Here is a 15,338-nt window from a genome sequence, read left to right as displayed (position 1 = left end):
ACATGAATTACACAATTGCTATAGTAGACGATCACCCTCTGTTTATTGAAGGTTTTAAATCATACCTCAGCTTAAATAGTAAGATTGAAAGACTGGAAACAGCAGCTAATGGTCAACAGTTTATTGAACTGATTGAGAATGGCTACCTGCCTCATATTGTTTTTATGGATATAATGATGCCAGTTATGGATGGTATTGAAGCAACCAGGCACATAAAGGCCAATCATTCCAATGTTAAAGTAATTGCTCTGTCGTCGTTAGAAAGCCTGGAGCATGTAGAAAAAATGATAGATGCCGGTGTTGATGGTTACCTGCTTAAAGAAGCGACACCTGATGAAATTAACAAAGCCATTGAGGCTGTAATGAATGAAAACAATTACTTCTCCAATAAAATAGTGCTTTCATTATCAAAGCGAGCCATCAACGGCAACTCCCACCAAATAAGTAATTCACCTGTATCTCTAACAGGCCGTGAGAAACAGTTACTTGTGTTACTATGCAAAGGCCTAAGCCGGCAGGAGATAGCAAGCAGTCTGCATATATCCGAGAAAACGGTTGACAAGCATAAAGAAAATATACTTGCCAAAACCGGATGTAAAAACCTTATCAGGTTGGTGATTTACAGCATCAAAAATAAACTGGTTAGCCTGGATGCTCTGACTCATCTTTAACCGGCTGCGAATGGAAACTTTTTGCAGTATTGGCTAATGAAAAACTGAAAGTACTCCCTTTACCTGGAATACTCTCAATTAGCAATGAACTGTTATTAGCTTCCAGAAATTCGTGACAAACCGACAATCCTATGCCTGTTCCCTTCTCCATATTAGCACCTAAACCCGGCTTAACCCGTTTCTTGCGCATAATACTCTTGAGTGTATGAGCTGGCATACCAAGTCCTTTGTCCTTCACGAGTATGCGGGTACGATTACCATTCTCCGCTGCTAATTCTATTTCGATGTGTTGTGCATTTCCGGAGAACTTAATGGCATTTGACAGCAGATTTTGCAAAACCACTTTTATCATATCCATATCGGCAAAAACCTGGCTATTTCTTGTACTATAGGTCAGCCGTATATTAATTGACTTTTTTTGCATGCTTAACCGGTAGAAGGCCTGCAGCTCACTAAGCAGCTTATCCAAATCGAAATGACATGGCAAAGCGGTGATGCTATTCGATTGTGACTGTGCCCAGTTCAGCAAATTAGTTACAAACTCAATCCCCTGAGTAGCAGTGAGCCAAATAGCTTCATATAATCGCCGCCGCTCCTTACCATCAGTATCTTTATAACTATTGTTCATCAGCAAATCGCTTATGGCCACCAGTGCACTAAATGGTGTTTTTAAATCATGCCCAATTATGGAAAAGAGTTTATCCTTGGCAGCATTAGCCTCTTCTAGCTCCAACTGCACCCCTTCCATAATTTGCTTAACTACTTCCGATTCTTTCAGTTGCCTACGTAAACACTTCAGTAGATTCTTTTGCTGCTTTATCTGCTTAACAGTTGATGTCACATCTTCCACAGTTAAAACCACCTGTTCGGCGTAATGATCATCTCGCTTTATCAATGGAGCCAACGACACCTCGCAGTAGGCATCTTTTTTGCCCAATCCCTGTGCAACTTCCACCCCATGCAAACCCGATGATAAAAACAATGGGACATTCTGGTTAAAGACCTGTTCGAGACGCTGCTTAAAATAGCTCTGCTCAAAAACAGGAAACAATTCCTCCAGCGGCCAACCTTCTACTTGCTTCCGCTTATCATTCAGTAGCTCCCTGAAACCCTTATTAACAAAAATAATATGCTTTTGTCTGTTTAACACACAAATACCCAAAGGAACAGGATTATATACTGCTGTTAATTCTTCATTTGTCATCAGGCCCTAAGCGTTACCGTTTATATTATCAAGAAGTTCACCCAACACCTGAAATGAGTTTAGCTCTAAAAAAATCAGCAAAGTGCCTTTTATGGCCTGATCTTCTATCGCATATTGTGTATTTGCTAAAATAAACTTGCCTTTTCCCATGCCAACAAAAAAATCATACAATGCACCATCTGAATAACATGGTAGTGTATAGGACGAATGAAGGTTGAGCACATTGTTAAGGCTGCCAATCACACCATTGATAACAATGTTGCCCACTTCTGTCAGTACATTCCTTTTTACATGGCTAATGCTGGTATCAACATTGAGCCAGGGTGCAATTAAACCAAGCAGGCGAATAGCATCGCGGTTTGGAAATATCAAATTAGCACGGCCGTTTATCTGGCCATTAAAATCCATGTGCACAATTGATGCATTTTTAGTTTGATACTCCTTTAAAACGTCATCGTGCCAATCAACAATCTGCACGTGTATCGTTTTTAGCTCTATGGGCTTATTCAACATCCGATTGAGCAAGCTCGCACCTTTACCAACGCCAATATTTATCAACTCCTTTAAAGCATCCAGTTGAAGAGCAGATAATTCCATCACAAATTATTTTTAAGCAATAGTTGAATTTGACCAATAAGCACCTGCTTATTAACAGGCTTTGCTAAGAAAGCATTGGCTCCCAGTTCGAAGCAACGTTTTTGTGTAGGTTCCTGTATATCGGCCGACAAAACGATTGAGAATGGAGCATTACTGACACTACGCAACCTCCTTAACACCTCTGTTCCATCCATTTCAGGCATCAACAAATCCATGATCATCAGGTCTGGGTGATAGGTTTTTATCTTATCCAGTGCCTCTTTGCCATTGCCTGCAAAATGCAAAAAAAAGCCTTGGTCATCAAGTAAGTTGGCCAGATACATACGCGCAGCGAATGAGTCGTCAACAATCAAAATTTTAATCATATGGGTGTATATTTAAAAATCCTTTAACAGCGTTTGCTAACTTCTAACTGAGCTGACATACATTGCTAAAGGTGCTATGAAAGCCTTTTAAGTTTACGGGTTTAGAAAATATGCCAAGCACGCCTAAAGCCTGACACAACTTATGAACCTCATTTGATGTATCTGAAGTAATAACAATAACAGGAATCTGAAACGCCTCACTGTGTAGCTCTTGCAAAACCTCGAAACCATCCATCAAAGGCATTTTCAAATCTAATAATATAACATCAGGCTTTTCGCGGATAATGACAGCCCAAGCTTCCTTACCATTGCTTGCCTCAAAAACCTCAACGTTATATGGTCGCAAGAGATACTTCCCGATAAGGCGCGCTTCACAGGCATCATCAACTATTAAAACTTTTGTCATGCTCCTTTGATTAATATCCTAAATTGGTATTTAAACTCACTATTACATTCTTGTGACAAAAGTATTAGCTTAGTGGGCTATATAAGAATTTGTTTTACCTATTTCCATGTGCGCATTCTCCCTATTTACATGCGCATATTCCCTATATATTAAGCATTTATATAAGCAATAAACTATATCCCTTCCGATCTATTAGCTCTTAGCACAGCACTGTATCAAAATAAATGGTCGGTTAATAAATATCTGGTTGGAATGCATTGAAGAAGTTACCAATGACTATGAAAGCATATGGCTTCGAGGGCGACCTCTGCAACTCGACCGTCAAAATCACCTACGGGTGATTTTTTGTATTTGGTGGGTAGATAAAATAAACCTGTCAGGATTTGGAATCCTGACAGGTTTTAAATTAAAGCTTCTCGTCATAACCAGTTAAACCTGCTTTATATCCTTTAGGTGCAATGGGATATAAACCAGGTCTGCTGCCTATTGTAGGTTTTACCATAATAACCTCATCTGGCACTTTTAGGTCAAGAGTGATTTTGTGTACCTGCTGCTCTTTATACTCTTTATTCAATTTTCCATCAATCACTTTCAGATTAACGCCTCCACTTTTGCCGCTGATTTTTTCAACCACAAAATTGACTTCAATCTTAAGCATATCAACTTCAAATAAAGTATCAAGGCCTTTTTGCACCCTTAATTTTTCTGAGGCAATTAGCTCTTCACGTACTTCGTGAATCAATTCTTTTAGGTTTAGTTCTGACATAGTTTAAAAATTATTAATTAGTAACAAATTTTATTCAATCCTCCACCAATTTCACAAAATCGCTTTTTACACAGCCTTCCAGCTCCACTTTTACCTTTAACCATTCGCTGTGCTGTTGCAATTGAGTGACGTGCATCCCTTGCCGCAGGAGTTCGCTAACTGTTGGTGATTGTATGCTTGGTCGCTGGCGTATGTTTAATAAACTGGCTGTAACAATGCCGGGGAATACGTTGGTGTATCATCTACCTCATCATTGGCTCTGGTATAAAGCAAGCTGTTGTACAAAGCTTCCTATGCAAAGCCACCATAGGCACTTGCTGACCAATAATTATTAAAAAAAAGGATAAACCTTAAGGAGGAACCAACAATTAAGGAGGTATAAAGGGATGCAGTATGTCAAAGACCTTTTATACCGCAAGGCGCACATAAGCAACCTTGCTGTATTACTACTGTATCCCGATTAATTATCTTTTATGTTGCCCGATAAATAGCTGTTTCCCGACAGCAAATTCAAAACAACGAGAAGCAATTTACGGTAGGATAATTTAAAGTTCAATAGGTGGAGGAAAAAATAAGATAACCTTTTTGATAGTTTGGAGAGTAGTGTTATAAAAAAACCTGTCAGGATTAAGAATCTTGACAGGTTTTGGTGGTAGTATTTAAACGACATAGCGGGACGCAACGTGGAACAGAGCGCTAGTGGCACGGAGGGAGGCAATGTTTACTTTCTGTTATAATCAGTCTTCGTTAAGTAATATCGTTCTTCCACCTTATCCTTAATCCCCTCTAGCTCTTCCTTAACATTCGTATCATGAGTTTTCTTAATTGTCAATTCCAGAACTTCCATAGCCTTCTTAAACTCATTCTCACACCCTTCATAATACTTAAATTTTGGAACTAGTTTATCAATTTTCGAAGTAAAGGTTGATATTTCATGTCCCTCTATTTTATTAGATTGGTATTCGAATAGTGTTTTTATTGCCCAGCTCAATGCTGAATTATACCTCTTTGCACCTTCCGCAATTAAGCACATACTACGTGCCACATCAAATGTAGTTTGATATAATCCTTTAGTAATCTTATTAATCCTTGATTTAAACTCTGAATCTTGTTTTTTTAATAATTCAATCTGTTCCTTTTTCAATAAACTTGTTTGATTCTCCAAACTAATTTTAAACCGATTCTCCTGCTCTTCAAAATCCTCAACAACAGCATTAAATGAAACATTTATTTCATCAAATTCATCATCAACATATCTTCGAACTTCTCTTCTTATCTTATTGATATAAGTATTTGAATTATATGAACTTTTTTGTAATTCATTTCTTAATTCTTTTGTGGTTGATTTGAGGCTTCCCTGTAATTCTGCTTTAATTGTCTCATGCTCATTCTTGATATCAATAACCTCTTCTTTAAACGGTTGCAACACACCTTTCCAAACACACAGACCAGCTATTATTGCAGTAACAGCAATAATTATAGTAAACCACATCAACTGCGAAGAAATAATATCACTAAAATAATCTTGTCGAACCATATAATTATTGGCAACTGCTTCTGCAGAATCAACCCTTACACATAGTTTATTTAGTTGGTTACTTACAAAATCATATGTTTCAGAAAGCTCATTATGAGCCATGGAAATTGAATCAAACTTTCCCCTTAATGCCTCTAAATTATCTTTAAGTAATTGAACTGAATCAACAGCCTCTGGTTTTATTTGCGTTTTCATTTTGTTTAGGTTAAAAAACTGTAGTTCTAAACTAAACAAAATATGGTTATAACTCAGCTAGCATACTTCTATCAAGAATCATTTTAATCAAGCAGCAGTAAATTACTTCTTTTCCAAATTCCAGCAATCCTCCATCACAATCCGGACGAATTTGTTAAGATTTACTTGTTTTGTTTCTTCAGCAAATTCTAACAACAAAGTTTTAATCAGCAGTGGCATTACTTGGTTACATGTTGAATAAGCTAAAGCCTTAAAAATATCGATATTTTCATAAATAGGAATAAGAGACATGCCTAAACCATGTACATATGAAGAATAGTAGTTTTGAATCAGTCTTGATTGATGCTCTGGGATTCGAGCAAGAGAATATAACTCATGCCACTTATATCTATTATTACTCTTTTTTGCAGGGTTCTTATCTTTAAACTTCCAGTTTACATTATCAATTATTGTTGAATCAACTCCTATATTTAATCCCTTCTTTTTTATTAATGCTTTAATATCACAAACAGCCTTTTCATCAAGTTGAATAACAATTTTAGAATTATTAATTGTTTCTTCAGGCAATGGAAACAAAACATTTGCATAAAAATCCTTTGCTGTATTTATTCGGGAAGTTGTCGCATCTAATAAGAACAGATAGTATCTCAATTGTTGCTCCCCTTTGGTTCCAAATGAAGTTAACAAATAATGTATTGAGTAATTATCTACAACCATCCGCGTCAATGTGATTAAAGATTGTACAGAATCCATTTTTGCAACTTCTGCTATCACATCAAAACATGGCATTAGCTTCTTCAAGTGCTTATACACTCCTACTTTCTTATCTTCAAAACTAACTTGTTCATAATCCCTTAACTGCTGAAATACTTTATCTAATTCGTTTTTTAAAAGATAAAACAGTACTAGATCATCTCTTGGATCTGGTGAATTTATATAGTCATTCATAAAAATCGAGTTAGTTTGCCTACACTACATCACCTTATCCATTATATTCTCAAAGCGCTTATTACTAATGGGGTGATGACTAATGACCTCACCATTGTAAATAATACAGAAAGTACCAAAAGCACAGGGTGTTGCCTGCGCAGCTGGTGCATTATCGAGGTCAATCAACTGAGTGGGTACTTTGTATTTCTTTTGTGCGGTATCAATAATAGCGTGCACATTTTTCTCGGTATAGGGACATTGAGGTGAGCGCAGAATGGTGAGGCCTTCTTTGTATTGTTCCGGCATCGTCTGTATGTAGGAATTAAAACGAGGGTCGGGTGCATTATCGTTGAACTTATAAACCAATAACTCAAAGTCGGGCTTAGCTTTATCAACCGCTTTAAAACCTTTCTTTAAAAACAGCTTATTATCGGCCATAAAAGAGCCTTTGCGCGTTATCACTGCAACTCCATTCTTTTGTTGTGCTTTGGCATCCTGCAGGCATTCACCGAGCAGGGCCGAGGCATAGCCTTTTCCTTTATGCTCCTTTTTAAAACCAACAAACAGACAGTGAATAAACAGGTAGTCTTTGGCATTAACAGGGCGGTGCGCCAACTCGCCCGGCAGGTATTCAATCATGCCCTGGTAAGTGCCATCTTCAGCCAGCAGAGCTTTTATCTTTAGTCCTTGGGCATGGTAGGTACTAAACCATTCTATTTTATTGCGAAGTTCTTTGTGCTTATTGACATCTTTATAGCCACAAACACCATAATCGGCAATGGTTTCAGGCGTCAGGTCAATGATTTTAAAAGTAGTAGTCATGGTAGTAAATTGGTTAGTTTATTCAAATATAGTGAATGTTGTTTAGTGGGGAATACAAGTCTGTAGTCTATTCCTTATGGGGTTGTCCAAAAACATTACTATTTCTCGCCAAGTGCGCAAAGCAAGAAAACCGCAAAGAACGCAAAGTCTTAAAAAATAACAATTTATACTTTGCGGCCTTTGCGAGATCCTTAGCGTTCTTTGCGTGAAACTTTATCTTTGGACATCCTCTATTGTTTTCCTTTCACCTCCTACTCCAACAGTCCAATCACTCGTTTTAGTTCGCTTAACTCATTGCGGGCATGGCGTATCAGCAGATAGGCACTTAGCGGAATACCTATACTGAGGAACACCACAATATAGATAAAGAACCAATGTGGCAGTGTGGCTTTAAAAACCGGTAACATAATCAGAAAACCGGCAATATAAAGCAGAAGAGTTGTGCTAGTTACTACAGACACCAGCACCCGGCGCAAGCGATAAAAGTTTTTAATCTTCTGTTGGTAGCGGTCGCTCACCTCGCTAATATCTATGTTTTTCATGCGACGGTAGCAATACAACTCCACACTCACACGTATCAGTATGGCTGAAAACATCATGCTTAGTCCGGTGCTGACAGCATTACCCCAGGGCGTAAGCCACCACAACACCAACAAAGTAATACAAACAGTACTCAAAATAAGGATTGTATAAAGTAACTTTTTTAAGGCCTGCTGTTGATGGTTTTTAGCTTTTACCTTGAGTTCTTCGGTGCTTACCAAAGTTTGCTTATCCTGCGCTTGCCACAGGTTTTGTATATCGTTAAAGTCGTTCATTGTCCATCAGTTTTTTAAGTTTATCTCTTGTGCGATGCATACGCACTCTTAAGTTAGAACGCGACAGTCCAAGTATCTCAGCCATATCTTCATGTTCAATGCCTTCGAGCATTAAAAGTACCAGGTTCTTCTCCTCTACTTTCAGATGCTCCAGTGCCCGATACACCTTCTTTAGCATTTCATTGGCCTCTGAGGCTTCTTCCGGCGAATAACTGATATCGGGTAAGGTATCGTTTGCTTGTACCTCCGTTTTATTATCCTTCAAACGCTTCATGCAGGTATTAAAGGTAATGCGGTATATCCACGCCGGGAGTGCTTTAGGGTCTTTCAGGCTGTCGAGCTTACTCCACACCGTGATAAAAACCTCCTGGCCCACATCACTGGCCCATTCGTCTCGTCCAGAGGCATACCCGGCGCACAGTCGAAAGACTTTTGAATAGTACGCCTGGTAGATGGTATCAAATTCGTGGTGGTTTGGCATGCTTATTTTAAAAAGGATGTTATTTGCAAAGAAAGCCACTCTGGTTGATCAAACATGATAAAATGGCCGGAGTTTTCGATGTATTCGATTTTTTTATTGCTTAAGTTGGCATATTGGTCCGCCATTATCTGTTGCGTTTGCTCCAGGTTAAAAGGCACTGCTGCCAATACAAGCGTTGGCACTTCAATGGATGCCACCTCCTGACGAATATCCATCTTTAATATCTCGGTATAACCATACACATAGGTGCGACGATCGGCCTGTTGCATCCATTCAGCTATAATGCCTTTCTTCTCCTCTACCTTAGTCATATAGTTGGCCATTTGTGTTGTCATACCGGCAAATTGCGCCTCATCCATAGCCAACAAATTCTGATTATAAGGCGAATCGTAGGTGATATTCTCCATTTGCACCCCCGGCATCATCACACTGGCCATACACGTGAGGGCGTCAACCAGAATTAAGCGTTCGCACATCTCTGTTTCGTCAATAGCCAGTTGCATAGCAAACAGACCTCCCACACTATGTCCAATCACAATCGGCTTTTCATCAAGCTCATCGTTGATATATTCTTTTAAGCAGTCAACTACTGTTTGGTACCATAAGGTGTCGGGCGCAGCAAGACCGTTAAAACCGGGATACGTTACTAAATGACATTCATACTGTGTGCTTAATGGCTGTACAATACCACTCCACACATCACCCGGACAAGTAAAGCCTGGCAAAAATATAATGGGCTGCCCCTCTCCTGTTTTCTCAACTTTAATATCAATGTCAGTAGCATATAAATTACTTGCGGCAATCATCATCATTAGGCTTAGGATAGTTTGTTTTAATGTTCTCATTTCTGTTAGATTTAATGGTTTTTAATTTCCCTAAGGATTCAGATTGTAGCAGAGCGTTACAAAAAAGATGATATTTTTTAGAAAAAATAATAGATACCTGCACCTATCAATACGTAACAGACTGATTACCTTCATCATTAAAACCCAACCCACTTATTAAATAAAAAGCCAAAGGAATCCATTCCGTTGGCTAATTGCTTCTCTCCCCTTGGTTCATAACCAAATCATTCTTTTAGAGTATTTTTTGTCAAAGTAGAAAATAGGGCACTGATTCATAAATCAATGCCCTTGAAGCTAATACACCTTAGACAACTCAGCATAGCTTCCATATTAAAGCCGGAAAGTCAAGATTAGTATCCTATTTATAAGCTTAAATTATTTTTATATCCGATAGGCGAAGCTTAACATCACAAACTGATTTAAGGTGGGTTGATAGGACTCTGAAACAGAGAATTCATCAACTGTCCGACGCATCTCATCTACATTGTTGGTCAGGTCGTAGCCCGATAGGCTTATTTCTCCTTTATTATCCTTAAACAATTTAGTGCTTAACGACAGGTTGAGATACAGACGACTGTTACTTGCCAGACTACCTGAAGCACCTGTATAGTTATGACCTGTGTTTGTTTTGAAGATAAACTTCTTATAAAAATTATAGTACAGATTAAGTCCGCTACGTTGCGTAAAATAGTTGGACTGAGCTGAACTTCCATTGCGCCCGTCAACCAATGAAAAGCTACTGTTACTCGACAGTGTAAAGTCTATTTTTTCACTAATATTAGAGCTTAAAGTAAAGCTTTGAGAAATGTTGTAGCGCTTTGAGTAGCTTTTAACGTTGTTGATAATATTAGGCATATTGGCAAAGCTCAACTCAGTGCGCATATTCAATTTCGATTTGAGGGTATTAATCGGTAAACCCAATGTTCCAAACATACTCATCCTAAAATTACCATCCAGGTTAATAGGCGAACTAAACTGGCCACCTGCCGGCAACAGGTATTCACCCATAATCACCGTATCGTTTTGAGCTACCACACGGTTTTGAGCTACCATATCGTTGGTCATACTGCCCCGCAGATTAAGCGACATAAACACACCCTTTTCAACATATGATTTACTGAGCGATATGGTCGTATTATGCGTGCGCGACGACTTTAATTCGGGATTACCCGTTGAGATGTACAGAGGATTACTGTTATCAACAACAGACTGCAGGTTTCGTAGCGACGGATTACTATTTGACATGGCATAGCTAAACTGCCAGCGCATTTTCTTATCTGTTTGGATGCTATACTTTACCTGTGGTTCAAAAAACAAGAAGGTCTCGCGCAGCTGTTCCGTTTTTGGAAACACCTCTTCACTCTCTAGTTCGGTTTGCGAAACATTGACCCCAACATACAAATTGGTCTTTCCATCACCAGTTTTGAAAGCAAGTCGCCCCTGATGAACAGTGGATGTATTGTTAAAATCGCTGGATGTTAAAGAATCGATGTGAGCATACGAGTCCGATTCTTCTTCATAATCATAACTCGTTTTCAAAGATTGTCCGCTATTGTGGCTAAATGAATAACCAAAATTAAGATTACTTTTCGGACTTAAAGCCTGGTTATAGTTAAGTCCATAATTTAAGTTCGTATTCGTTCGTTCATTATTGGATATCTGATTGACAGCCTGCACCAACTCATCACTTCCATTGCGGGTTTCAGAAAGCAGCGAACCATCTCCCTCACTTTGATTAACTCCCAAGCCCACATTAGCCGAAACAGCGCTTCCCTTATCATTTAATCGACGGATAAAGTTAAGCTGAGTATTGATCCGATTTGATTCGTTATTGCTGCTATTAAGCCGTTTATTGGCATTAAGCAGCTCACCATTCATTAGTGTTGATGCGTTGGTTAAGCCAGTACTCTCCCGTTTTGAATTACCTAAACGGGCACTGACCCTCAATTGATACTTTTCACTCTTCGGGCTTGACCAATTCATTCGAACCTGATTATTAAGCGAAGTATTATCTGATGTTCGCTCACTTAAGTTGGCCTGCCCGGCCGTTGCACCTGATATATATTCACGTGAATTTCTGGATATATTTTCCGACTGCTGATCGTTATACGAATAGTTCACATTCAATTCCTGCCGGCCCATTAAACCATAATTGGCATTCAGCCTTTTCTGCTCCATCTTATTCCCAGATATGCTTTGCCGCGGACTTCCCTGATTGACCTTAATAGGTACATTAGCATTATTAACTCCTCCGCTTACATTCATTCTGTTTTTCTCGCTATACCGGTTCAAACTGGCTTCGCCCACATAGCGATCATCTTTCCCAATACCAGCAGCCAGCTCACCAAACAGCATCGAGTTCTTTTGTTCTTTGGTAACAATATTAACGGTTTGTCCACCATTCATATCTTCAAAGCCCGAATGCCTGGCTTCATCACTTTTATATTGATACACCTCAATGTCCTTAATCATTTCGGGCCGAATGCTGCGCAAGGCCTCATTCACATTGAATCCAAAAAAGCGTTTCCCATCCACCAGTACTTCTTTTATTGTATCTCCCAATGCCAGCATCTTCCCATCCACTTCATAGAATCCGGGCATTTTCAGAAGCAAGTCATTGGCTGTGGCATCAAGGCTTACTTTAAAAGCAGCCGGATTATATAGTGTGGTATCGCCCCGTTGAAATGTTGGTGCCAGGTTACTCACCACCTTTATCTCTTCAAGCACTTCGGTTTCTTCAGCCAAAACGATAGTCGCTAATTCTAATGGTTTATCTTCCAGCAGAAGCGTATCCCGATATATTTTAAATCCCATGAATGAAACCTGCAGTGCATAGCTTCCGTTCGACACCTGTAGATGATAGCTGCCATCCAAAGCTGTAATCGTACCTTCCTGTAACAATGAGTCCTGAAGATTTTGAAGTAAAACAGTTGCACCTGGCAGCGGAAGTTGTTCTTGTTCATCGAGAACCAAGCCTGTTATGCCGCCCGTTTGCGACATAGCAGACAAGGTGATAAACAATACAAAAACTATGAAAAAAAATCTTGTCATTTCGAATATTAAGGGATATTGATTTTAGTGCTTAAGCATTCTAAAATCTCTAATGCAAAAAAAGCACATTGGATAATGGATTCAGGTTAACACTAGCACAATCAAGGTTAATTAAGGTTAATGATTACCCCGTTGTCGATAAAAAAAGTGTTTCTTTACACTACTCTATTTAACTGACACAAAGGGGTTCAACATATGAAAAAAAAGGCACTGAACCGGAAACGAATTCGTAATATTCTACTAATGATTAGTAGTCAGCTAGTCCTGACCATGTTTGTAGGCTACTGGCTTAACACTCAGTATCAGAATGAAAAGAATGAGCTCAATAATAAACTTCGCACACTGTGGAGTAAAACAAGGCAGGATTATAATACACGACAGATACACACTAACTTAATCGTGCCTTTGCTAGAGAATAAAAATGATGCTCAACTACTGAAAAACATCCAGATAGACTCCCTTAAAAAGGTCGGGTTAATCAATGAACTCACTCAGTTTATCGAATCAAACAAAGATGACATTGAGCATATCAACAACTACCTGCTACAGCCATATCCCTATCCAGAAGCTGATGAATCTATTGAGCAAACCATAAATAGTGTTAATCGAATTGCCTACTGGCATGGCATCAGACCCTTGGGCTCCTTATTCAGCAGTATATCCAGACAAAATGGTATAGCTGTTGATGAAGAACTTTTTGTGCAAATGTTCTTAAAGCATCTTGAAGCCAATAAGATGTCATTTCAGGCTCATTATATTCCTGCCGATACTACTATCACACCACAGGATAAAGAACCTTCAATCAATCGCTATAACCGAACTTTAAAAAAATATGAAGTAGCGATACAAATAACAGATTACCAGATGTACCTGATAAAAGTTATAATGCCACAAATTTTGTTTGCTCTGGTATTGTTAAGCTTAACTGGTTTTGCATTGATATTCACCTACAAAGGCTACATCAATCAACTTAAGCTAAATCAATTACGATCAGAATTTGTCAATAACATAACACACGAGCTAAAAATACCGGTAGCCACAGCCAAAGTGGCATTGGAAGCACTAAGAACATACGGCTTAAAAGCTGACACCCAAACAATGGAAGAATATCTAGATATGATGGCGCGCGAGATGAATCGTCTCGATCAGCTGACAGAAAGAGTGCTTAAACATTCGGTATTTGAAGAAGAGAGGCAACATCTTAAACTTGAAAAAACAGAACTCAACACATTTTTAAGCCACATAGTCCACTCTGCCGAAAAACTTTCTGTTGGCAATAAAATCAACATTACCTATAAGCATCCATCAGATTTGATTTATAGTTATATAGACCGTGTTTATGTTGAAGGTATTATAAAAAATCTGATTGATAACAGCATCAAATATGGTGGTTCAGATGTTATTATTAACATCCAACTTGAAGAAAACGAATCGCAAGCCATCCTTATCGTTAGTGATAACGGACCAGGAATCAAAAAAGAATACCTGGATAAGGTTTTTGATAAATTCTTCAGAGTTCCAACAGATGACAAACACAATGTCAAAGGTTTTGGGCTCGGCCTTAGCTTTGCCGCGCTATTGGTTCGCCAACATAAAGGAACCATTGCCGTTAAAAACCTGCCGGAAGGTGGCTGTGCTTTTACCATTAAGCTCCCCAAAGAGCTAAGTGATTAAGGAGAATTAAAATATTGCACGCTGATAGAATCAATGACAAATGAAGCAGAAAATACTCTATGTAGAAGATGAGCCCAACCTGGGTAAAATTGTTAATGACACACTTCGTCTTCAGGGTTTTGAGGTTGTGTGGGAACAAGACGGCGCTTTGGTAATGGAACACTTCAAAGCGTTTGAACCCGATGTTTGCGTTCTCGACATAATGTTACCGAACATTAATGGCTATGAGTTGTGTCTTAAAATCAGAGAACTACAACCTCAACTACCTATCATTTTTCTAACGGCAAAGGTCAATACAGAAGATTTGGTTAAAGGATTTGAAGCCGGCGGTACTGACTATATTCGTAAACCCTTCAGCATTGAGGAATTGATTGTACGCATCAATAATCAGCTACAGCTACAACAAATTCATGGAGGCAACAATGGGCCTGATCAAGATATTGATGAAATGACTATCGGAAAGTACAAGTACCGCCCGCAACGCTATGAGTTGGAAGCTCCGTCGGGCATTATCAACCTATCGAGCCGCGAAGGCGAACTGTTGCATATGATGGCTGGCAAAGGCAGTCAAATTATCGAACGTAAAGAATTGCTATTGAAGATTTGGGGCGATGATTCGTTTTTTAATTCACGTAACCTGGATGTGTACATTAAAAAGCTACGTACCTATTTTAGTGAAGACGATAACATCGAGATTCAAACCCTACGTGGAAAAGGATATCTATTTTTAGTAAGGTAAACTCTTTTACAAAAAAACAAAGGCTTGTTGATAAGCTATACCTCAAACAACAAGCCTTTTGTATTTTTTCTTCAGTCCCTAATTCTTCAGCACATACAGCTCTCTAACTCCAAATAAAGCATTATCACCTGTGGATTCATCATCGCCAGGTGTCAGATAGTATCCGAATAAAGCAATGCGCTTTGTTATCAAGTTTATTAACCCTTCATGCATGGGCAACTCAATCAAAATTACTAAACT

At 38.8% G+C, this 15,338-nt stretch carries 16 protein-coding genes; 3 read left to right on the top strand and 13 right to left on the bottom strand.

All coding sequences use genetic code 11. The features are described from left to right. Positions 1-2: 2 nt before the first annotated feature. A complete protein-coding gene (locus J1N10_RS06895) occupies positions 3-671 on the top strand; it encodes a response regulator transcription factor (protein WP_262325956.1) in 669 nt (222 codons plus the stop codon). On the opposite strand, the gene J1N10_RS06890 is transcribed toward J1N10_RS06895, so the two are convergent. The 12 genes from J1N10_RS06890 to J1N10_RS06835 form a co-directional block, all read right to left on the bottom strand. Further along, positions 643-1,875 carry a sensor histidine kinase gene (locus J1N10_RS06890; protein WP_262325955.1) on the bottom strand — a complete coding sequence of 411 codons (1,233 nt, stop codon included), beginning with the start codon at positions 1,873-1,875 and terminating at the stop codon, positions 643-645. The genes J1N10_RS06895 and J1N10_RS06890 overlap by 29 nt on opposite strands. A gap of 6 nt (positions 1,876-1,881) precedes the next feature. After that, positions 1,882-2,472 carry a hypothetical protein gene (locus J1N10_RS06885; RefSeq protein WP_262325954.1) on the bottom strand — a complete coding sequence of 197 codons (591 nt, stop codon included), beginning with the start codon at positions 2,470-2,472 and terminating at the stop codon, positions 1,882-1,884. Beyond that, a complete protein-coding gene (locus J1N10_RS06880) occupies positions 2,472-2,837 on the bottom strand; it encodes a response regulator (protein WP_262325953.1) in 366 nt (121 codons plus the stop codon). Before J1N10_RS06880 ends, J1N10_RS06885 begins: the two co-directional genes overlap by 1 nt. A gap of 43 nt (positions 2,838-2,880) precedes the next feature. Continuing rightward, positions 2,881-3,243 carry a response regulator gene (locus tag J1N10_RS06875; protein ID WP_262325952.1) on the bottom strand — a complete coding sequence of 121 codons (363 nt, stop codon included), beginning with the start codon at positions 3,241-3,243 and terminating at the stop codon, positions 2,881-2,883. A gap of 406 nt (positions 3,244-3,649) precedes the next feature. Beyond that, complete coding sequence (locus tag J1N10_RS06870; RefSeq protein ID WP_262325951.1) at positions 3,650-4,009, bottom strand: trypco2 family protein; 360 nt, start codon at positions 4,007-4,009, stop codon at positions 3,650-3,652. Between the two features lie 721 nt (positions 4,010-4,730). Beyond that, a complete protein-coding gene (locus J1N10_RS06865) occupies positions 4,731-5,741 on the bottom strand; it encodes a hypothetical protein (protein WP_262325950.1) in 1,011 nt (336 codons plus the stop codon). A gap of 102 nt (positions 5,742-5,843) precedes the next feature. Continuing rightward, on the bottom strand, positions 5,844-6,689 hold the full coding sequence (locus J1N10_RS06860; protein WP_262325949.1) for a hypothetical protein: 846 nt from the start codon (positions 6,687-6,689) through the stop codon (positions 5,844-5,846). Between the two features lie 24 nt (positions 6,690-6,713). Further along, positions 6,714-7,493 carry a GNAT family N-acetyltransferase gene (locus tag J1N10_RS06855; RefSeq protein WP_262325948.1) on the bottom strand — a complete coding sequence of 260 codons (780 nt, stop codon included), beginning with the start codon at positions 7,491-7,493 and terminating at the stop codon, positions 6,714-6,716. A 251-nt stretch (positions 7,494-7,744) separates the two neighbouring features. Continuing rightward, positions 7,745-8,308 carry a hypothetical protein gene (locus tag J1N10_RS06850; protein WP_262325947.1) on the bottom strand — a complete coding sequence of 188 codons (564 nt, stop codon included), beginning with the start codon at positions 8,306-8,308 and terminating at the stop codon, positions 7,745-7,747. Beyond that, the gene (locus J1N10_RS06845; RefSeq protein ID WP_262325946.1) at positions 8,295-8,789 is read right to left on the bottom strand and encodes an RNA polymerase sigma factor; all 495 of its coding nucleotides are present in this window, start codon (positions 8,787-8,789) and stop codon (positions 8,295-8,297) included. The genes J1N10_RS06850 and J1N10_RS06845 overlap by 14 nt, the downstream gene beginning before the upstream one ends. Positions 8,790-8,791: 2 nt before the next feature. Beyond that, entirely contained in the window at positions 8,792-9,634 is an 843-nt protein-coding gene (locus J1N10_RS06840) for an alpha/beta fold hydrolase (RefSeq protein ID WP_262325945.1), read from the bottom strand. Positions 9,635-10,015: 381 nt separating this feature from the next. Next, entirely contained in the window at positions 10,016-12,685 is a 2,670-nt protein-coding gene (locus tag J1N10_RS06835) for an outer membrane beta-barrel protein (protein ID WP_262325944.1), read from the bottom strand. A 195-nt stretch (positions 12,686-12,880) separates the two neighbouring features. Here J1N10_RS06835 and J1N10_RS06830 point away from each other — a divergent pair, with 195 nt between their 5' ends. Then, positions 12,881-14,359, top strand: coding sequence for a sensor histidine kinase (locus J1N10_RS06830; protein WP_262325943.1), 1,479 nt, complete (start codon positions 12,881-12,883; stop codon positions 14,357-14,359). A 40-nt stretch (positions 14,360-14,399) separates the two neighbouring features. Next, positions 14,400-15,098 carry a response regulator transcription factor gene (locus J1N10_RS06825; protein ID WP_262325942.1) on the top strand — a complete coding sequence of 233 codons (699 nt, stop codon included), beginning with the start codon at positions 14,400-14,402 and terminating at the stop codon, positions 15,096-15,098. A 78-nt stretch (positions 15,099-15,176) separates the two neighbouring features. On the opposite strand, the gene J1N10_RS06820 is transcribed toward J1N10_RS06825, so the two are convergent. After that, positions 15,177-15,311 carry a hypothetical protein gene (locus J1N10_RS06820; protein WP_262325941.1) on the bottom strand — a complete coding sequence of 45 codons (135 nt, stop codon included), beginning with the start codon at positions 15,309-15,311 and terminating at the stop codon, positions 15,177-15,179. Between the last annotated feature and the right edge of the window lie 27 nt (positions 15,312-15,338).

The sequence above is a fragment of the Carboxylicivirga litoralis genome (assembly GCF_025499605.1).
Lineage (GTDB): Bacteria > Bacteroidota > Bacteroidia > Bacteroidales > Marinilabiliaceae > Carboxylicivirga > Carboxylicivirga litoralis.
The sequence above is the reverse complement of the archived record's forward strand: the minus strand, read 5'-3'. Positions and strand labels throughout refer to the sequence as shown.